16 protein-coding genes and 1 pseudogene are annotated in these 18,839 nt (G+C 69.9%); 10 read left to right on the top strand and 7 right to left on the bottom strand.

Translation table 11 applies throughout. The features are described from left to right. Positions 1-159: 159 nt before the first annotated feature. The 5 genes from ACFXKA_RS08415 to ACFXKA_RS08435 all read right to left on the bottom strand — a co-directional run bounded on the left by ACFXKA_RS08415 (position 160) and on the right by ACFXKA_RS08435 (position 3,557). Entirely contained in the window at positions 160-570 is a 411-nt protein-coding gene (locus tag ACFXKA_RS08415) for a hypothetical protein (protein WP_379426652.1), read from the bottom strand. 88 nt (positions 571-658) lie between these two features. Further along, positions 659-2,266: a VWA domain-containing protein gene (locus ACFXKA_RS08420; protein ID WP_379426653.1), complete on the bottom strand. Its 1,608-nt coding sequence runs from the start codon at positions 2,264-2,266 to the stop codon at positions 659-661. 221 nt (positions 2,267-2,487) lie between these two features. Continuing rightward, positions 2,488-2,754: a WhiB family transcriptional regulator gene (locus ACFXKA_RS08425; RefSeq protein ID WP_354831710.1), complete on the bottom strand. Its 267-nt coding sequence runs from the start codon at positions 2,752-2,754 to the stop codon at positions 2,488-2,490. 77 nt (positions 2,755-2,831) lie between these two features. Further along, positions 2,832-3,377, bottom strand: coding sequence for an HNH endonuclease (locus tag ACFXKA_RS08430; protein ID WP_354831713.1), 546 nt, complete (start codon positions 3,375-3,377; stop codon positions 2,832-2,834). A gap of 54 nt (positions 3,378-3,431) precedes the next feature. Continuing rightward, the gene (locus ACFXKA_RS08435; protein WP_354831715.1) at positions 3,432-3,557 is read right to left on the bottom strand and encodes a hypothetical protein; all 126 of its coding nucleotides are present in this window, start codon (positions 3,555-3,557) and stop codon (positions 3,432-3,434) included. A gap of 275 nt (positions 3,558-3,832) precedes the next feature. Here ACFXKA_RS08435 and ACFXKA_RS08440 point away from each other — a divergent pair. Next, a pseudogene (locus ACFXKA_RS08440) lies at positions 3,833-4,793 on the top strand (LysR family transcriptional regulator). After that, positions 4,741-5,553: an amidohydrolase family protein gene (locus ACFXKA_RS08445; RefSeq protein WP_354831721.1), complete on the top strand. Its 813-nt coding sequence runs from the start codon at positions 4,741-4,743 to the stop codon at positions 5,551-5,553. Before ACFXKA_RS08440 ends, ACFXKA_RS08445 begins: the two are co-directional and overlap by 53 nt. A 94-nt stretch (positions 5,554-5,647) precedes the next feature. On the opposite strand, the gene ACFXKA_RS08450 is transcribed toward ACFXKA_RS08445, so the two are convergent. Further along, positions 5,648-6,514, bottom strand: a complete 867-nt coding sequence (locus tag ACFXKA_RS08450) for a metallophosphoesterase (protein ID WP_379426654.1) — start codon at positions 6,512-6,514, stop codon at positions 5,648-5,650. Further along, a complete protein-coding gene (locus ACFXKA_RS08455) occupies positions 6,511-6,789 on the bottom strand; it encodes a hypothetical protein (RefSeq protein ID WP_379426655.1) in 279 nt (92 codons plus the stop codon). The genes ACFXKA_RS08450 and ACFXKA_RS08455 overlap by 4 nt, the downstream gene beginning before the upstream one ends. A 713-nt stretch (positions 6,790-7,502) precedes the next feature. Here ACFXKA_RS08455 and ACFXKA_RS08460 point away from each other — a divergent pair. From ACFXKA_RS08460 to ACFXKA_RS08495, 8 genes are read left to right on the top strand one after another with little or no spacing between them, the layout of a single operon-like run. Continuing rightward, positions 7,503-10,229 carry a phosphoenolpyruvate synthase gene (locus tag ACFXKA_RS08460; RefSeq protein WP_379426656.1) on the top strand — a complete coding sequence of 909 codons (2,727 nt, stop codon included), beginning with the start codon at positions 7,503-7,505 and terminating at the stop codon, positions 10,227-10,229. After that, complete coding sequence (locus tag ACFXKA_RS08465) at positions 10,226-13,939, top strand: AMP-binding protein (protein WP_379426657.1); 3,714 nt, start codon at positions 10,226-10,228, stop codon at positions 13,937-13,939. The genes ACFXKA_RS08460 and ACFXKA_RS08465 overlap by 4 nt, the downstream gene beginning before the upstream one ends. Next, entirely contained in the window at positions 13,936-14,217 is a 282-nt protein-coding gene (locus ACFXKA_RS08470; RefSeq protein ID WP_354831734.1) for an acyl carrier protein, read from the top strand. The genes ACFXKA_RS08465 and ACFXKA_RS08470 overlap by 4 nt, the downstream gene beginning before the upstream one ends. After that, complete coding sequence (locus tag ACFXKA_RS08475) at positions 14,214-15,323, top strand: SDR family oxidoreductase (RefSeq protein ID WP_379426658.1); 1,110 nt, start codon at positions 14,214-14,216, stop codon at positions 15,321-15,323. Before ACFXKA_RS08470 ends, ACFXKA_RS08475 begins: the two co-directional genes overlap by 4 nt. Next, positions 15,320-16,255, top strand: coding sequence for a nucleoside-diphosphate kinase (locus ACFXKA_RS08480; protein ID WP_379426659.1), 936 nt, complete (start codon positions 15,320-15,322; stop codon positions 16,253-16,255). Before ACFXKA_RS08475 ends, ACFXKA_RS08480 begins: the two co-directional genes overlap by 4 nt. Continuing rightward, on the top strand, positions 16,252-17,259 hold the full coding sequence (locus tag ACFXKA_RS08485) for a ScbA/BarX family gamma-butyrolactone biosynthesis protein (protein WP_379426660.1): 1,008 nt from the start codon (positions 16,252-16,254) through the stop codon (positions 17,257-17,259). The genes ACFXKA_RS08480 and ACFXKA_RS08485 overlap by 4 nt, the downstream gene beginning before the upstream one ends. Next, the gene (locus ACFXKA_RS08490) at positions 17,259-17,891 is read left to right on the top strand and encodes a nitroreductase family protein (RefSeq protein WP_379426661.1); all 633 of its coding nucleotides are present in this window, start codon (positions 17,259-17,261) and stop codon (positions 17,889-17,891) included. The genes ACFXKA_RS08485 and ACFXKA_RS08490 overlap by 1 nt, the downstream gene beginning before the upstream one ends. Further along, on the top strand, positions 17,888-18,835 hold the full coding sequence (locus ACFXKA_RS08495) for a hypothetical protein (protein ID WP_379426662.1): 948 nt from the start codon (positions 17,888-17,890) through the stop codon (positions 18,833-18,835). The genes ACFXKA_RS08490 and ACFXKA_RS08495 overlap by 4 nt, the downstream gene beginning before the upstream one ends. The last annotated feature ends 4 nt before the right edge of the window (positions 18,836-18,839 follow it).

Here is an 18,839-nt window from a genome sequence, read left to right on the forward strand (position 1 = left end):
GGCCGGTGCCCCCCGGGCGAGGGGTCCGTCGAGTGCGCGGGGCCTATGCGGGTAGTTGTTACGCGGCACTTGGTTTCCGTAATGGTGGGGCCGCTTCACCGTTGTGCCGCAGGCACTATCGGCGCGGCGGTGCCGCGGGCACGCTCACCGCTCCGGGGCTCAGACGGTGACGGGCTTGTAGGTGGAGATGGCCCAGATCACCACGACGTCGAGCGCGATGATGAGCAGCGACCAGGCCGGGTAGTAGGGAATCCAGAGGAAGTTCTCCACGATGGACAGGGCCGCCAGGACCAGGGCGGCGACCCGGCCCCAGGTGGTGCCCCGGAGCAGGCCGATAGCCACGACGATCTCGATGATGCCGAGGACGATGTGGATCCAGCCCCATCCGGTGGTGTTCATCTTGTAGACGTAGTCGTAGCCGACGACCAGCAGGTCGTCCGATGCCACCGCGGAAATGCCCTGCAGGATCGACAGCGCGCCGACGACGAGCAGCAGGATGCCCGCCGCGATCGTCGTTCCGGCGGCGAAGCCCTGTTTCAGTGTGGGTTCGGGACCAGTGCTTTGTGCCATTGGCCGAATATGCCACGGGTTTGCTGGCGAATGCGGAAACCGCTGCCGCCGTGTTGCCGTGCCTTGGCCGACCTGGAATCCGGGCCGGTCAGGGTGTGGTCAGCGCCTGCGAGACCGCGGTGCCGAACGGCAGGTCCGCGGTGGTGTTCACCTTGGTATAGGTGCCGCCGGTGCGCTGGGTGAGGGTCTGCAGGGTCTGGGTGCCGGGGCCGCCGACCACGATGACGTCGATCCGTACCGGATGCGCCGGATCCATCGCGGCGGCGATGCCGGCGAGCAACTGATCGCCGGTGACCGTGGAATCGTCCTCGGGGCCGTCGGTGATCAGCAGGATCGAATTGGTGCGGGCCGCGGCGTAGTTGGCGAGCACGTTCTTGTAGGCGGCCTGCAGCGTGGGATAGGTGCGGTCCGGCTTGGAGGTGCTCGCGGTGACCGTGGTCAGGACCTGGCTGATGGCGGTGCGCTGATCGTCCGACAGCGGCGCGGTCGGGGTCAGGACCTTGTAGGGGTTGTTCCCGTCGAGGTTCTTCGAGTACTCCCACACGCCCAGGCCGAAGCCCGGCGGCATGACGCCCATCGTGGACTCCAGTGCCGCGGCCGCATTGGCGAGACGGGTGCCGAAGCCCTCGGTGGCGGCCATGGAGGAGGAGACGTCGAGCAACACGGTGGCCTGCACACCGAGCACCGGATGGGCGAGGATCTGGCCCACCTTGTCCAGGACCGCCTTCGCCGGGACAGGGGTGGTGGCCGGGGGTGCGGCGCCGAAACCGTTGTCGGTGAACAGCTTCGACTGGTCGGGGGCGCGCAGGAAATCGGCGAACAGGCCCGCGATCAGATTCTGGGTCTGGTCCACCCAGGAGCCGGTGAGCTGGGCGGCCGGGTAGTCGGCGACCGGGCCCGCGCCATCGGGGCGGAAAGCGGCCAGCCCGTTGCGGGCCCGGATCTGCTGCTCGGTGGCGGCCGCCGCGTGCACGGGAGCGGTGGCAGCGTCGGCGGCCCCCGACAGGTCGGTGAGCGCGCCGCTCACGTCCTTGGCGGCGGGTGCGCCCGCGGCCAGGCCGGAGATGGCCGAGACCACCTGACCGGTGGCGACGGCCTTCTCGTCGAGGGGATCGGTGCCGGAGACGCCCGAGCCGACCGCGGCCGCGATGGCCAGCGAGCCGTCCCCGGCGGGCATGGCCAGACGCAGCTTGCCCCAGGTGGGCAGCCCGAGATCGGCGAGCGAGCCCTCTTGCAGCCGGGGCAGGTCCGACCAGTGCACCTTGGCGGTCTCGAGGGCGCGGCGCAGGTCGTCGGGGACGGCCAGGGAGATGGGGCTGACCGCGATGGGGGCCGGGGTGCCCGCGATCAGGCCCGGCACGCGCATCTGCTCGACCGAGCGGGAGGATTCCGGAATCCAGAGCGCGGGCTGCGGGCCCAGCGCCGGATCCCACGCCTTGCCGGAGGTGAATGCCGCGACCATGGCGGCCGAGGGCTGTGCGGCCACGGCCACCTCGGCGCAGTGGTCGCGTACGTGCGGTTTGGTGGCGTTGAAGCGGTCGGCCGCGGCCTTGACCGGGGTGAGGATGTCGGGATCCACGGTCACGTTCAGGGTGGCGGTGCCCTCCACGCAGGAGGCGGCGGCGCGGCTGTCGCGCTCCTTGGATCGATCCGACAGCCAGGCCCAGCCGACGACGGCCAGCGCTAGCACTGCCACCGCGACCACTGCGATAACCGGTCCCTTGCTGATACCTCGTGACCTGCCCGCGGCGCGATGAGTTCCCACGAGCGACCATCCTATGTTGACGGGTCGGTAGCCACCTGTGCCAGGCGGTTACGCGAAGTCCGACCGGCCTGGACACGGCGGAGCAGCGACGACAACGGCGGTGACTCCGAGTGACAACGGCGGTGACTCCGAGGGGAGTCACCGCCGAGGTGTCAGTCGCGAATCAGCTTGCCGCGGTCGTACTCGTGACCGCCCCAGACGCCGGACTGGCCGGTGCGGGCCGCGAAGTCACCGCATTCGCGGCGGATCGGGCAGGCCGCGCAGATGGTGCGGGCGTAGTCGAAGTCCTGCGAGGGGTACGGGAACCACGCCTCGTGGTTCGGGTCACCCTTGCAGGCCGCGCGCTGCCAGTAGTCCTTCGAGTCGGAGATGGGGAGCAGATCCGCCAGGGTCGGCTCCCGAAGTGCAGTGTTCGTCATCGGATCTCGCTCCTTTCATGTCCGATCACGTGGTGCGGGTGTTCTTCGTTCATCGAGATCGGTCCCGGTCCTGGGATTCAGGACGCCGCCAGTTCCTTCCAGACCTGACGCTGGGCCCGTTCTCTGTCATCGGGGGCTTTGGGCTCCCACAGCAGGCGCATGCCGGCCTCCTCGGGAGTCCGGTCCGCCTTGTACGTATTGCAGGGACCGCACGCGGCGATGAGGTTGGCCCAGGTATTGGGCCCACCCTTCGAGCGCGGGCGGATGTGGTCGACGGTGCGGGCCCAGTCGTTGCAGTACCCGCAGCGGTAGCGGTCGCGACGCAGGACCGCGGCCAGGGTGGCGCGGCTGTCGTCGTCGTGCACGAGGATCCGGTGCTCGAGGTAGATGTAGCGGTGCAGCCGGATGGTCTCCGGCAGCGCCAGCTCCAGGTGCTTCGAGCGGATCGGGAAGTGCGGCCGCCGATCGGTGACGGTCTCGGCGGCGCCGCCGAGCAGCAGCACCACCGCGCGCTCGGCGCGGATCGTGGTCAGCGCCTCGTAGGAGGCGTTGAGCAGCAGCACTCCGGCGTGTATCCAGTTGTCGGTGGTTGTCTCCGGGTCGTCGGCGTGACGGAACAGCATGGGGGTCACCATGTTTCGTGAAAGGGATCGAACAGAAGGTTGGGAGTTGCCCGCTTACGCGTGGGCCTGGAGACGGCCGATGTTCCGGTCGTCGCCGCGCAGGCTGCGCTCGGTATGGCGCACGAGTAGGGCGCGCTGTTCGGGCGAACTCGGATACTGTTCGCTGAACCTCGGATTCATTGCCGTCTCCTCCTCTCCTGCTGGTCACGACCGTGACGGTCGGCTGATCATCGGTGAAAAACATGGTGGCACAACGGACCTGCCGTTGTCGGGTGATTTTTTCGCCCCCTGACTCCGGGTGCCCGCGTGGAGCGCGGACCTGGAGCCGTGGACGTACAACGAAGGCCATCGGCCATTTGTTCCGGGGAGAACCGCAATTCATCGCCGGTTACCCGCCGGGGCTAGCGTGGCTGGTATCGCGACGAGCGTGGCGGGTATTACAGAGGAGCCGGCCCATGGAGATCCGACATCTGGTCTCGTTCATCACCCTCGCCGAGGAGCTGCACTTCGGGCGCGCGGCCCAGCGGCTGCATCTGACGCAGCCCAGCCTGAGCGCGCAGTTGCAGAAGCTGGAGAAGGCGATCGGCGTGACGCTGGTGGCGCGGAACTCCCATGAGGTGCATACAGGCCCGGCAGATCGTGGCGCAGCTGGATCGGGCGGCGCGGGCGGCGCGGGCCCTGGCGGACGGCCGGGTGGGGACGGTGAATGTCGGCTACAACCTGCCGGCGAGCCGGCAGGTGCTGCCGGACACGCTGGTCCGGATGACCGAGCGGTATCCCGATATCGAGGTGTCGTTGTGGGAGAAGCGGACCGGCCCGCAGCTCACCGCGCTCGCGGAGGGCGCGCTGGATGTGGCCATGGTGTACGGCCATCCGAGCACGCCGGAGTTCCGGTACCGGCGGCTGCTGCATCGAGTGCCGCTGGTGGCGGTGGTGGGCAGGCGGCATCGGTGGGCGGACCGGGCGGGGGTGCCGTTCGCGGAATTGCAGGACCAGGAGTGTGTGCTGTTCGCGCGGGAGCAGTGCCCGGCCATGTACGACAACATCTTCCGGGCGGCCGCGCAGTCGCGGATCTCGCTGAATGTCACGCAGTACGCCGATGATCCCGGGGCGACCGCGCACATGGTGTCGGTGCGGCCGCTGGTGGGGTTCGCCTCGCTGCCGCGTGCCATCTCCATGGGGATGGGTGGACCGGGAAGTATGTCGGTTGCGGTGAAAATCGTGGATCCGGTGCCCACACTGGATCTGTACGCGGTCTGGCGCGGTGCGGAGACCAATCCGGCGGTGGCCGCGTTCCTGGAATGTCTGGACGGTCCGGAGCCGGCGAGCGCTGCGGACCCGGAGAGCAGTGGGGTGGTCAGTGATGACGATCGACGCCTGGGCACAGCATCCGACGGGTCGCTTTCTCGCGCGTGACATCTTCGACTCGCTGCGGCGGTGGACCGGGGATGTCATCCCGTCGGAGGAGATTCCGCTGAAGGCCACGCTGGCCGCCATGGACGCCGGCGGCGTGGATCGGGCGCTGCTGTCGGCGTGGTGCGCGCCGGAGGGGGTGCTCATCTCGAATGACGAAGTGGCCCAATGGGTTGCGGAGGCGCCCGACCGGCTGATCGGGGTGGCCTCGGTGGATCTGCGGCGGCCGATGGAGTCGGTGCGGGAGCTGCGGCATCGGGTGCGGGAAGAGGGGTTCAAGGGGGTGCGGGTGCTGCCGTGGTTGTGGGAGGTGCCGCCGACCGACGCGCGGTTCTATCCGCTGTACGCGGCGTGCGTGGATCTGGGGATTCCGTTCTGCACGCAGGTCGGGCACACCGGGCCGTTGCGGCCCTCGGACCCGGGGCGGCCGATTCCCTATATCGACCGGATCGCCCTGGATTTCCCGGAGCTGACGATCGTGTGCGGTCATGTCGGTTATCCGTGGACCGAGGAGATGATCGCGGTGGCGCGCAAGCACGAGAACGTGGTGATCGATACCTCGGCGTACACCACGAAGCGGCTGCCGCCGGCGTTGGTCGCGTATCTGAAGACCACGAGCGGCCGGCGGAAGGTGTTGTTCGGCACCAACTATCCGATGATCATGCCGCAGCACGCGCTCGACGGGCTGGAGCAGCTGGGCCTGGACGACGAGACGCGGGAGCTGTACCTGGACGGGAACGCCCGGCGGGTGTTCGGTCTGTGATCATTTGAGTCCCGAACGGACGAAGCCGTTCACGATGTTCCGCTGCAACACCAGGTAGAGCAGCAGTACCGGCAGGCAGACCAACCCGGCACCGCTAGCCCTTTTCGGCTGCGAGCGTCTGGAGGCGCCCCTGCACCTCGGTGTCTGACTTGTCGTAGAGCCGGGTCGTGGGTGTCGTCTCGACCGCGCTGGCGATGATGGCCGTGTCCAGGACGTCGATCCGGGTGAAACCCGAACCGGCGATGCCGTATTGACGGCCCGCCGGTGACAGGGCGTCGATGCGATAGGCCAGCGCGGGTCCGACCCAGACCGGGATGCCCGCCAGCGCGGAGGCCGCGGTCATGTGGTTGTGCCCGCAGAAGATCATGCGGACGTCGGTGCCGGTGAGCACCTCGGCCAGCCGATCGGCATTGCGCAGCTTGAGGAATTCGGCGGCGGGGACGGCCGAGGGCAGCGGCGGGTGATGCAGCACCAGCAGGCTGCCCAGGGGCGCGGGCTCGCGGAGCTGGGCGGCCAGCCAGTCCAGCTGGTTGTCTTCGAGATGGCCGTGGTGCTGTCCGGGTGTGGTGGAGTCCAGGCCGATGACGCGCAGCCCGGCCACCTCGAGGACCTGGTCGTAGGGTGCGGTGGCCGCCGCCGAACCGGGCTCGTGCCCGAACAGTTCGACCCCGAATGCCGCTCGCTCGTCATGATTTCCCATCACGTAGAGCACCTGCGCGCCGAGCTCGGCCGCGACCGGTTCCACGGCCGCGCGCAGTCGCCGATATGCCTCGGGTGCGCCGGTGTCGGCCAGATCGCCGGACAGGATGAGCGCGTCGATGCGCCGCCCGCCGGTGCGGAGCTTGTCGAGGACGTGCAGCAGGACCGCATGGGTGTCGACCGCGCCCAGGACGCGCTCACCGTTGGGGCGCAGGTGGGTGTCGGTGAGCTGGACCAGGGTCAGGATGTTCGCCGGGTTCATGACGCCGGCAGGAGTGTGGCGCCCTCGGCGCGGGCTGCGGTCAGGGTGGCCTGCGGATCCTTGCCCTGGAACACGACCGACTCGACAGCGTCCATCATGCCGTCGCGGATCTGCAGATAGTCGTTGCCGGGTGAGACCCAGGGTTCCCTGGTGGCCGGCTGCGCGACATTCGGGGCCAGCAGCGGGTTCTGCGCGGCCCAGGAGCCGAGCACCGCGGGGTCGGTCATCATCTCGGAGCGCAGTGGCAGGTAGCCGATGTTCTGGGAGATCTTCACGTAGGGCTCCTCACTGGTGAGATATCTGATCAGCTCCCAGACGCGCGCTGCTTGGCCGGGTCGCTGGACAGAATGTGCAGGCCCGCACCGGAATTGGTGAGACCGCCGGTTTGTCACCGAAGCGGGCCACCGCTCTCCTTTCTCCGGGACTGCAAGGGCTTTCGCCGAGTTCGTGCGGTGTGCTGCTCCCAGTCTCGGTGCGTGTCGCCCGGCATGGCGCGGCGATCGGCACTGTCTATCGGTCGAATCGAGCAGCGCGCGTGATCGCGCGACCGTGGGAGCGCTCCGACACGGTGTGCTCGACGTCCGGCGATCCGCGGGCGATCTCGCGTTGCCCCCGAGCCCGTTCCCAATCGGGAGCAGCGCACGGCCGCCCACCCTGATCCGCTCTCCGAAAAGCCACCCGTCTTGCGGCCGGTGAGCGTGCTTCGGCGCGCCCGCACCGGAACATGTTGCTGTGCAACAGGATACGTAGTATTGCCGAGTTGAATCGGTGCCTGTTGTGGACCATCGGAGGTTTTCACGCTATCCGGCCGTGTCACACTCGCTGTGCGAATTGCACGGCGTGGCTTCGGCCGTGATGGTGGCTCGAGGAACCGGGGTGAGGCAGACCCAAGAACCTTGGGCTGGTGCGCGTTTGAAACGTGGACTACTCAAAGTAGAACCCCTGATCTTGCTCCGGCATTCGCTGTGATGTGACTGGCCTCAGGGGGATGGGAGAGGTTGTGCGGTTGCTCGGCCCTTGGTCGGATTCGGTGGATGTCGCCGCGTATGGGGGTGGGAAGGCGCGGGGGTTGTATGCGCTGGGGGAGGTGGGGGTGCGGGTGCCCGAGTGGGTGGCGCTCGGCACGGAGGTGTTCGAGGGGTTCGCAAGTGCGGCCGGCCTGACAGGGGAATTGGAGGGGTTCGCGGCACTCGGGGAGGTCGAGGCCGCGGTGGTGCGGGCCGCTGAACTGCGCGCAGCGCTGGCGGTCGCGGAGGTGTCCGAGGCGGCGGTGGCGGTGATCGGCGAGGCCTGGGAGCGGCTCGGCCCGGAGCCTATCGCGGTGCGGTCCTCCATGTCGGCCGAGGACGGGGCGGAGGCTTCGTTCGCCGGGCAGTTCGACAGCCATCTGAACGTGCACGGTCTCGAAGCGGTGATCGCGCGGGTGCGGGACTGCTGGGTGTCGGCGTTCTCCGAGCGTGCGGTGCGATATGCGTTCGCGCACGGCCTGTCTCGCGCCTACGCGCCCGCGGTGGTGTTACAGCGATTGATCTCGGCGCGATCCAGTGGCGTGGTGTTCACGCGGAATCCGATGACCGGTGCGGACGACGAGCTGGTGATCAGCGCCGTCTACGGGCTGGGGGAGGGGCTGGTGTCCGGCGCGGTCGACGCCGACTCGATGATCCTGGACCGGAACACCGGTGCATTGATCGATATCACACTGGGGGACAAGGATATTCGTGTCGATCCCGGCGACGGGCAGGGCTGCGCGACGGTCGAGGTCGAGGCCGGCCGGCGCGGCGCGCGGGTACTGAGCGACGCCGAGACCGCCGAACTCGCCGAGATCGCCCGGAAGGTCGAAATATCCTGTGGCGCACCGCAGGACATCGAATGGGCCATCGACGACACCGGCGTGTGGCTGCTGCAGACCCGGCCGATCACCGCGACCGCGTCGACGCTGTCCGCGCGCGAGGTCGAGCTGCGTGGCGCGGGCGAGCGGGTGGGTCCCGGTGAGACGCGAATCTGGGACAACTCCAACATCATCGAGAGCTTCAGCGGCGTCACCTCACCGCTGACCTACACCACCGCCGCCGATATCTACGGCCGCGTGTACCGCGGCTACGCGGCCTCCCTGGGGGTGCCGCCCGAGCAGCTGCGGCAGACCGATGCGTGGACTCCCGTGCTGCTGGGCAGCTTTCACGGCCGCGTCTACTACAACCTGCTGCACTGGTACCGCATGGTCGGCATCGCGCCCGGCTACCCGCTCAACCGCCGGGTGCTCGAGGCCGCCCTCGGCGTGGCCGAACCGCTGCCGGCGGAGATCGCGAAGACGCTGCGGCCCTTCGAATTCGACAACACAGCGGCCCGGCTGCGCTCGCGGGCGCGCACCACGGTGATCTACGCACGGCGCCTGTTCGGCATCGACGACCTGGTCGAACAGTTCATGACCGACTTCTACCGCGTCTACGACGAGTACGACGCCGTGGACTATACCGCGCTGACCGGCGAGCAGGCCTACCGCTCCTATCGCACGGTGGAGGGCGACCTGGTGCGGCGGTGGGGCCCGCTCATGGTGCTCGACGCCATCCTGCTCACCCTGTCGGGCCTGATGTTCGTGCTGACCAAGCTGTTCCTGCCCAAGGCGCCGGAATGGTTCCTCTACGCCGTGGTCGGCCCGGGCGCGGACGTCGAATCCGCCGAGCCGGCCCGCGCGATGACCGAGCTCGCCCGGGTCGTTCGCGCTGATCCGGAACTGAACGACATCATCAATTCGACTGCGCCGGAGGCGATTCACGACGCGCTGCGGGCCGCCGGGCGCACCGAGTTCCGCGCCGCCCTCGACGACTATCTGGACCGCTACGGCTACCGCAGCCTCGACGAGCTGAAGCTGGAAACACCGGATCTGCGCGAGAATCCGGCCAATCTGTTCGTCATGCTGCGCAGTGCGGTCGGCCGGGTCGGCGACACCGTGACCGCGAACCGCGCCGGCGAGGCCGACGCCTACCTGGACGCGCATCTCGGCCACGGCCTCCGGCGGCGCGTCTACGAACGCCTGCGCGCCAAGGTCTCCCGCTGCGCCGCCCACCGTGAGCGGCTGCGCTTCTGCCGCACCCGCGCGTTCGGCATGGTCAAGCGCATGATCCGGGTGATGGGCCGGGATCTGGCGGCCCGCGGCGTGATCGACGAGTTCGAGGACGTGTTCCAGCTGACCGTCGAGGAACTGCGTGGCTGCTACGAGGGCGCGGACACCGACCGGCTGCGCGAGGTGGTGGCGGTACGGAAGTCGCTGCGCGCCAAGGATTCCACGCTGGTGGCCCCGGCCCGCTTCCGCACCGTCGGACCGCGGCTGGGCAATGCCGAACTGGCCGAACAGGGCTGGGTGCCGGTCACCGCGACGGCCGCGGCCACTCCCGGCACGATGCTCACCGGAACCCCGTCGGCGGCGGGCATTGTCGAGGGCGCCGCGGTGATCGTGGACGAACCCCGCGACGTGGCCGGCGGCATCCTCATCGCCTACCGCACCGATCCGGGCTGGGTGGCGGCTCTGCCCTCGGCGTCCGCGCTGGTCATCGAACGCGGCAGCCCGCTCACCCACGTGGCGATCGTGGCACGCGAGCTGGGCGTGCCGACCGTGGTCCAGTTGCCCGGCATCACCCGCCAACTGCGCAGCGGCATGCGTATTCGAGTCGATGGGGCCGCCGGCACCGTCACCGTGCTTTCCGAAGGAGACCAGTGATCGACCACGTGAACGACGAAGCGACCGTGCGCAGGTGGCTGATCGAGCCCTCGGCGGGCACCGGGATCTACCTGGCCGACGAGGCCGACGGATGGGAGTACCGCAGCTATCGGGACCTGGCCGACCAGGTGTGGTCGATCGCGGACCTGCTGCGGGCCGCCGGACTCGGCAGCGGTGACGGCGCGTGCGTGATCATGCCGACCGGATTCCCGTGTGTGGCGGCGTTCTACGCGGTGTGGGCGTGCGGCGGGGTGTTCACCCCGGTCGCGCCGCCCATGTTCGGCGACCTGGAGCAGATCGTCGCGCACATCGCGGGCATCGTCGAGCAGGCCGCGCCCCGCCTGGTGGTCACCTCCCCGGAGTTCGAGACCTTCGTGCGCAGCGCCTGCCTCGCGGCCGGTCGCACCGACGAACCGGTGGTCGTCCATGCCGCGACGCTGCCCGCCGCCCCCGCGACGCGCGAGCTCGCCGACGTGTCGGAAGTGGCACTGCTGCAGTTCACCTCGGGTTCCTCGGGCGCACCCCGCGGTGTGCGGGTGAGCTGGCACAACCTGGCCAACAACATCGCCATGATCACCCGCCTCATCGACTGGCGGCCGGGCGAAACCATGGTGTCGTGGCTGCCGCTCTACCACGACATGGGGCTGGTCGGCGCGTTCCTGCAGGGCGTCACCAACCAGGCCGACCTGTACCTCATGCGTCCCGACCAGTTCGTGCGCGACCCGCTGCGCTGGCTGCGCGCCATGACCCACGCCCAGCATGCGCCGTCGCCGTCGTTCGCGCTCGGCTATGTGGCGCACCGGGTCCGGCCCGAGGAGATCGCCGGCCTGGATCTGTCGGGCTGGCGGACGCTGGCCATCGGCTCCGAACCGGTCGAGGTGGCCGATCTGCAAGCCTTCGCGAATCTGACCGGCCCGCAAGGCTTCTCGATGGGTGCGTTCACCCTCGCCTACGGGCTGGCCGAGGCGACGCTCATGGTGACCTCCTCGCCCACCCGGCGGCCCATCACGGCGCTGCGGCTGGACAATCCGAATCTGCGCTTCGGCGAACCGGTTCCGGTGCTCGAGGAGGCGATGCTCGACGACACCCACCGGGTGGCGGGCGCGGGCTGGATCACCGGGCTCGGCTTCTCCACCCCCGAATCCACCGTGACCGTGGTCGACGACGAGGGCCGGGAACTGCCCGACGGCGTCCTGGGCGAGATGGTGGTGACCGGAGACTCGGTGGCGCTGGGCTACTCCGGAGAGGCGAGCGCGACCTCGTCGACCCGCCTGGAGGACGGCCGCCTGTACACGGGTGACGCCGGATTCCTCTACCGCGGCGAGGTTTTCGTCCTCGGCCGCATGGGCACCAGCATCAAGGTGCGCGGCCGCTCGGTGTTCATGGAGGACATCGAATCCCGGGTTGCCCAGGAAACCGGGCTCACCAAGGGCAAGCTCGCCGCCGTCGGCCTCGTCGAGGCCGGACTCCAGGGTGTCGCCCTCTTCGCCGAGACCGCGCCCGGCGACTGGATTCCGCAGGCCCGCACCCTCATTCGCGACCACCTCGGACCCGCCCAGACCGTGCACATCGTCACCGGGCCGCGCGGCCTCATCCGCCGCACCTCCAGCGGCAAACCCCGCCGCCGCCACATGTGGCAGCTGCTGCGGGACGGCGCCCTCGAGGGCGCGGTGCTGCACGAGGTGGATGCCGCTGCGGGGCAACCCACTTCCCTCGAGCCGGAAGAGGCTGCGGTCGACAAGTCACGGCCGAGTGGGTTTACACAGGTCGGCGACGCCGCGGATGGCGGATCCGAGGCTGTACGGCGCCCGGCGCAAGCCGTGCCGCGACCCGGGATGCCCATGGACAGGCTGCGACAGCTCCTGGACGGCGCGCTGCGGTCGGTCGCCGTTCCCGAGAACGCCGCTGTCCTGTTCGAGGGCTCGCTGGCCGAGGGTTTCGGCAATGCGGGCTCGGACATCGACTTCCTGGTGGTGACCCCTGGCGCGGACGAGCTGCCGACCCTGCCGACGGTCCTGTTCCTCGACGGCCGCCGCGTCGAGGTCCGCACCCGCTCGGTGGCCCAGCTGCGCCGGCAACTCGAGCGGGCCGCCACCGATCCGGACGAGGACGGCCTCAACCGCTGCCAGCGCTTCCTGCGCGCCACCGTCATCCGACCCGGCACGGTGGATCTGGACCAGCTCCGCGGAATCCTCACCCACGACGCCTTCACCACGGTCGTCGCCGACTGGTGGGCCACCCGCGCCCGCCACGCCCTGGGCTACGCCATCGCCCTGCGCGCCTTCGGAGCCCACACCGAAGCCGAGGCCTGGGCCGAAGACGGCCTCCGGCAAGCCATGAAGGCCTGGCTCGCCCGCCGCGGCGAAACCTACCTCGAAACCAAATGGCTGCCACAGCAACTCGATCGCACCGCTCCCGACACACTCATCGACCGCTACCGGCGGCTCATCGACCCGGCCGACCAGGAGTCCATGGGCAGCGACGGCGAATCCAGTCGGTTCAGGCCCGGATTGTCCGGATCGTCGAATTCCGCCAGTAGGTACGCAACACCGGTCGAAGACTCCTCGGGCGATGCTGTGGGCATTGCTGCGTTCGGACCCGAGTTCGACACGGCAGCAGCGTCCGCCGGCCGGGTGGACGGGGCGATCCTCGCCACGGCGGGATCGGAGCCGGCCGCGGGGACGCGCGAGCCGGCCGGCTCGCGGTGGGCTGCGAGGCTGGTGCTGGCCGCGGATCTCGGCGTCGACGGCGTCGCGGATGACCCGCGCGAGCTGATCTTCACGCGGCGTCCCGCCGTCACCACCTGGCCGCTGGCCGGACGTCTGCACGTGCTGCGTTCCGACAGTGAGGTTTTCGTGCTGTCCGAGGCGGGAGCCCAGGCGTGGCGGTCGGTGGTGTTCCGGCAGTCGATCCGGGATGTCATGGCGCGCGCTCCGCGCGATATCGGGGCGGAGCTGGCGGAGTTCGTCCGGCTGGGGTTCGTCGGCCTGCAGTGGCGGGGCGGCGCGGTGCTCCAACCGGCCCTGGCCATGTGCAAACCGGTGGAGCCATATACGCCGGTGGCCGTGGTGGCGACGCCCGCGCTGGGACTCACCGGTGCGGCGCGCGGGGAGGGAATCGCGACGCTGTCGGCATTGCCCGCCCGGCGGTTCATCGGGGCCGGTCTGAATCTGGTGTGGTCCAACGTGGTGCTCGAGAACGCCCGCGAGGATCTGGTGGGCGCGGTCAAGGACGCGCAGGGCGAGGTCGCCGATATCGCCGCGCACCGGCTCATCGCCATGAGTGTGCGAGTGCTGTTGAGCGCGTTCGGCATTCATCCGCTGCCCGCCGATGTGGATCCGGTCGGCACGGTCGCCGGGCTGCTGCCCGCGCACGCCCCCGAGCGGGGCGTGCTGATCGCGGCACTGGAATCGGCTGCGCGCGTGCGGTTCTCGCACACCCTGCGAAACGGCGGCGACGCGCCGAACGATCTTGCCCGTGTCGACGCCGTCGTCGCCACGGTGCGGCGCCTGGCCGCGGATACCGGTGCGGGCCGGGACTTCCCGGCCTCCTTCGATTCCCGCGAGCAGTGGCAGCGCACCCTGACCCTCGGCTACGACTGGCTGCGGCTGGCCGGGTATCTCGACGCCGACCTGCCCCTGGACGAGGCCCGCGACCTGCTGGCCAGCGGCGGCCAGCAGCCCCACCTGCGAGAGAGCGAGCAGTCATGACCACCGAAGCCACTGTCGCCGAACGCGTCCGGCACATCATCGCCACCATGGCCCCGCGGCCCGCCGAACTCGACGGTGCCGCCGACGCGCCGGAACGGACCGGCGAGCTGCGCCTGATCGAGGACCTCGGCTTCGACTCGCTGCGGCTCATGGAATTGACCGTGGTGCTCGAACAGAGCTTCGCGTTGCCGCGCTACCGGCCCGAACAGCTGATGGGTGTGCTGCGGGTCGGCCAGGTCGTCGATCTGGTCACCCGCACCCTGGAGGTGAGCGCATGAGCGAACGGACCACCGTCCTGCTCACCGGCGCGAGCGGACTGGTCGGGTCGGAAGTCGCCGCCCGGCTCAGCGCCGCCGGCCGCCCGGTAGCCGCCGTGCTGCACAGCAATTCGGACATCCGGCGCAATGACGGCAGCGGGTACGAGCCGGACCTGCGGATCGCCGGCGACATCCGGCGGCCGGTCTTCGGGCTGGACCCCGCGACGGCCGCCGATCTCGCCGGCCGGGTGGGCATCATCGTGCACTGCGCCGCCACCACCGCCTTCGACGCCACCGCCGAGACCTACGACGAGCTCAATGTGCGCGGCGCGGAGCACGCCGTCGCGCTGGCCCTCGCCTGGGACGTGCCACTGCTGCACGTCAGCACCGCCTACGTGTGCGGGCTGCGGCACGGCATCATCCGCGAGGACGAACTGGACGCGGGCCAATCCTTCGGAAACGGCTACGAGCAGAGCAAATTGCGGGCCGAACAGGTGATCCGGGCGGCCGGGGAACGCGGGCTGCGATGGGCGGTGGTGCGTCCGGGCATCGTCACCGGCGCGCTGGGCGACGGCGTGATCCGCGAGTACAAGAACCTCTACACCGTGGTGAAACTCATGGTCGAGGGCAAGCTGCGCACCCTGCCGGGCCGTTACGACGCCACGCTCGCCCTGGCCCCGGTAGACCACGTCGCCGACGTGATCGCCGCCGCGGTCACCGATTTCGGCAGTGTCGCCGGATCCACCCTGCACGCGGTGGGCCGGGACACGCTGTCACTGCGCGAGGTCTCCGACGTGCTGGCCGAGTACCCGTCCTTCGATGTCGCGACCTTCGTGCCGGAATCCTCCTTCCGCGCCGAGGATCTCGACCCGATCGAGCGCGAGTACTACCTGCGGATCGGGGTGCTCTACACGAGTTACTTCCAGCGCCGGCTGTCCTTCGACACCAGCAACGCGGACCGCCTGCTGGACCGGCTCCCACCGCAGACCGGCAAGGACTACCTGCGGGCGCTGCTGGACCACTGCCTGGAGTCCGGCTACCTGGGCGCGCCGCTGCCGTCCATCGCGGAAACCTTGGCGCGCACCGGAATCGGCGGATCGGCACCGGGAACGGGGGTCCGGTCGTGACCGACGACGACCTGCGCACCCTGCTCGCCGACGCGACTCCGTCGAAGGAGAAGGTCGACGCCTATCGCACCGACACCTATGTGCTCGAGACCGTCGAGCAGGCACAGCGGCTCGGTATCGACGCCGCCGCTTTCGCCCGCGAGCACTCGCTGTTGCTGCTGAAACCGGACGCCATCGTGGCCCGGGCCGTCGAACCGACCCTGACATGGCTGGCGGACAACGACTTCCAGGTGGTGGACGCTCGCCGCGTGGTGGTGGACCGGCACGTGGCCCGCGCCCTGTGGTACTTCGCCTGGAACATCGCCTCCCCGGAACGGCGTCGGCTGGCCGACCTGCTGGTGGGGATCTCCGATGTCCTGGTGCTGGTGGTCCGCGGCCCGGTCGCCGACCTGCCGACACCGGTGCGCCTCACCGCCGCCAAGGGCGCGACCGACCCCAGCAAACGGCAGCCCGGTGAACTGCGCTACCTGCTCGGCCGCCACAATTACCTGCTCAATCTCGTCCATTCCCCCGACGATCCCGCCGACGTGCTGCGCGAACTCGCCATCTACTTCGACGAGACCACCCGAGCCCAGGTGTTCGCCCACGCGCTCGAGGGGCGCGACCGGACCGACGCGGCCGCCGCGCTGGCCCGCGACCTCTACGATCGGGCCCCCGCCCGCAGTTTCGAGCGCTCCGACGCCATCGCCCGGCTGTGCACCGAACTGGATTCCGCCGCAATGAAATCCCTCGACCATCGGATCTCCGCGGCCGAACCCGGCTCCCCGGCCGCCCAGGCCGCGCTGCTGGAGGCGGCGTGGTCCAGTGGCCGCGAGCTCGACCCCTGGTCGCTCATCGTGCTGGGTTCCTACGTCCTACCCATGCGCGCCGGGACCGGGTCGCAGACCCTGCGCCCGGTCAGCGCGACCGATTGGCTGGAGGCCAGACCATGACGACGACACAGCCACCCGGAACCGCCCACCCGCTCACCCGCGCCGCCGCCGTGCGCGCCACCCACCTGCGCACCATCCCGCGCGCGCTCGCGCACCGGCACGCGGTCGCCGAGGTCTTCGTGACCTCGCTGGAGGCCGAGTCCTCCGGCGCCTTCGTGGCCGGGGCCCAATTGCCGCGCATGCACGGCCATTACAGCGATCACGCCGGCGCGCTGGGCCTGCACCACGACCTGATCGCGGTCATGGAGGCCGCCCGGCAGGTCTCCATCGCCGTGACCCACGAGTTCTTCGACGTGCCCACCGACCGGGCCTTCCTGGTGCGCACCTTCAACGGCACCGGCATCGACGGTGCGATCTGGGAGATCGGTTCCGCGCCGGCCGATCTCGAACTGCGGGTGCGGGCGCTGCGCGAACACCATCGGGGGGAGCGGCTGGAGGGACTGGACCTGTTCCTCGACATCAGCTGCCGGGGAGTTCCGATGGGTACCGTGGACGGCTCCTTCTCCTGGGTGGATCCGCGGCAGTGGGCCGCCATCCGCTCGGGCTACCGGAAGCAGCTGGGCCTGGGGCCCTTCGAGATTCCCGCGTCGCCGGGCACGCGGGCCGCTGCCGCGCTGGTCGGCCGGGAGAATCCCCGCAATGTGGTGATCGGGCCGCCGGAGTCCACCCCGGGACGGTCCCGCGCCGCGCTGGTCGCCGACACCACCCATCCGATCCTGTTCGACCATCAGCTCGACCACGTGCCCGGCAACCTGCTCATCGAGGCCTGCCGGCAGGTCGCACTCACCACCGTGGGCCCGCAGCCCCGCCGATTGATCAGCGTGACAAGCGCTTTCGACCAGTTCGTGGAACTCGACCTGCCCGCCGTGTGCGTGGCCGAGCGCACCGACTCCGGGGTGGACGCCACCGTCGTGCACTGCGAGATCCGCCAGGCCGGCGCTGTCGCGGCCCGGATCGACCTCGAATTCGCGGCGGACCTGGCACCGGCGGAGGACGGCGACTGATGGACACCGATCTGCTGACCGGCACCCGCGCGGTCCGCAAACGCCTCGACCTGCAGCGGCCCGTCGACGACCGCGACGTGCGGGAGTGCCTGGAGATCGCGGTGCACGCGCCCAGCGGCTCGAACCGGCAGCCGTGGCGGTTCGTGGTGGTGCGCGACCCCGGCCTCAAATCCCGGATCGGTGAGTACTACCGGAAGGGGTTCGCCGCCAACCTCTCCGGCCGCACACCCCGGCCGGATCAGCTGGCCGATCTGGCCTCGGGGCAGCACCTGGCCGACCACCTGGGCGAGGTGCCCGCGCTGATCCTGGTGTGCGCGCTGGGCCGCCCGCCCGCCGAACCCACGGCGCTGCGGCTGGCCGGCTTCTACGGGTCGATCTATCCGGCGGTCTGGAATCTCCAGCTGGCCTTGCGCGCACGCGGACTCGGATCGACGCTGACCACGGCGCATCTGGCCTACGAGCGCGAAGTCGCCGAGCTGCTGGGCATTCCGTTCGAGGAGGTCACCCAGGTGGCCATGCTGCCGGTCGCGCACCTGCTGCCGGGCGGCGGCAAACCCGTGCGCCGCACACCCGCCGCGGAACTGACCGGCTGGGACGGCTGGCCGACGCCGGGGGAGGTGGCGGCGCCGTGACCGATCTCGCCGAAATCCCGTCCCGCACCGGCCTTCTCACCTCGGTGGGCCGGATCGCACGGTTCACCAAGGTGATGTACAAGCCGCACTACCTGCTGTACGGCATCCTCTGGGTGCTGGCCCTCGAAGGGACGGCGGCACTGCTGACGCAGCCGGGCGTCGCCTGGCATCCGACCGGCGCGACCGCCGCCCGCATCGGCATCGTCGCGATCGTGCTGCTGTACCTGCGCATGGTCGACGAGCAGAAGGACCTCGAGTACGACCGGGTGCACAATCCGGACCGGCCGCTGGTCACCGGAGCGGTGAGTGCGCTCGAATTGCGCAGTGCCATGGGGGTGATCGCGGCGGTGTCGATCGCGGGCAGCCTCGCGTTGTCGGTGCGCTCCGCGGTGGCCATCGCGGCGGTGCTCGCCTACGGCCTGATTCTCTGGGCGCTGGAACAGCTTTCGGAGACGGTGCGCACCGATATCATGCTCAACCTCGTGGTCACCTACCCGGTGCAGCTGCTGGTGACCGGGTACGTCGTGCTGTCGGCCATCGACACCGGCGAGGCGGCGGCCCACGGCCGGGTCGCGGTGGTGGCGATAGTGTTCGCCGGAGCCTTCCTGCAGTTCGAGTTCGCCCGCAAGACCTCGCGCAGCGTGCGGCCGGGCGAGATGTACTACTCGAACGCGCTCGGTGCGCCCGGTAGTGCCGGGGCGTCGGTTCTGTGCGCACTGGTGGCGGCGGTGGGTGAGATCGCCGTCGCGAAACCGTGGGAGTGGCACGGCACGGCCGCCGTCCTCGGCTGGATTCCCGTGGCGCTCATGCTGATCCCGGCCATCGGAGCCTGGCGGTTCGTGCGGTCACGGGACGACGAGTACCCGATGCTGCCCGCGGTCCTGTTCATTCTGACCCTGTACCTGACGCTGATCGCGCAGGCGGCGGTGGCCACCCGCGGCTGAACGC

This window comes from Nocardia sp. NPDC059228 (assembly GCF_042754245.1).
GTDB lineage: Bacteria > Actinomycetota > Actinomycetes > Mycobacteriales > Mycobacteriaceae > Nocardia.

Coding starts and splice junctions, on each gene's coding strand:
- ACFXKA_RS08415 (WP_379426652.1), bottom strand. CDS start 570: ATGGCACAAAGCACTGGTCCCGAACCCACACTGAAACAGGGCTTCGCC.
- ACFXKA_RS08425 (WP_354831710.1), bottom strand. CDS start 2,754: ATGACGAACACTGCACTTCGGGAGCCGACCCTGGCGGATCTGCTCCCC.
- ACFXKA_RS08430 (WP_354831713.1), bottom strand. CDS start 3,377: ATGCTGTTCCGTCACGCCGACGACCCGGAGACAACCACCGACAACTGG.
- ACFXKA_RS08435 (WP_354831715.1), bottom strand. CDS start 3,557: ATGAATCCGAGGTTCAGCGAACAGTATCCGAGTTCGCCCGAACAGCGC.
- ACFXKA_RS08445 (WP_354831721.1), top strand. CDS start 4,741: ATGACGATCGACGCCTGGGCACAGCATCCGACGGGTCGCTTTCTCGCG.
- ACFXKA_RS08450 (WP_379426654.1), bottom strand. CDS start 6,514: ATGAACCCGGCGAACATCCTGACCCTGGTCCAGCTCACCGACACCCAC.
- ACFXKA_RS08460 (WP_379426656.1), top strand. CDS start 7,503: ATGGGAGAGGTTGTGCGGTTGCTCGGCCCTTGGTCGGATTCGGTGGAT.
- ACFXKA_RS08470 (WP_354831734.1), top strand. CDS start 13,936: ATGACCACCGAAGCCACTGTCGCCGAACGCGTCCGGCACATCATCGCC.
- ACFXKA_RS08475 (WP_379426658.1), top strand. CDS start 14,214: ATGAGCGAACGGACCACCGTCCTGCTCACCGGCGCGAGCGGACTGGTC.
- ACFXKA_RS08485 (WP_379426660.1), top strand. CDS start 16,252: ATGACGACGACACAGCCACCCGGAACCGCCCACCCGCTCACCCGCGCC.
- ACFXKA_RS08490 (WP_379426661.1), top strand. CDS start 17,259: ATGGACACCGATCTGCTGACCGGCACCCGCGCGGTCCGCAAACGCCTC.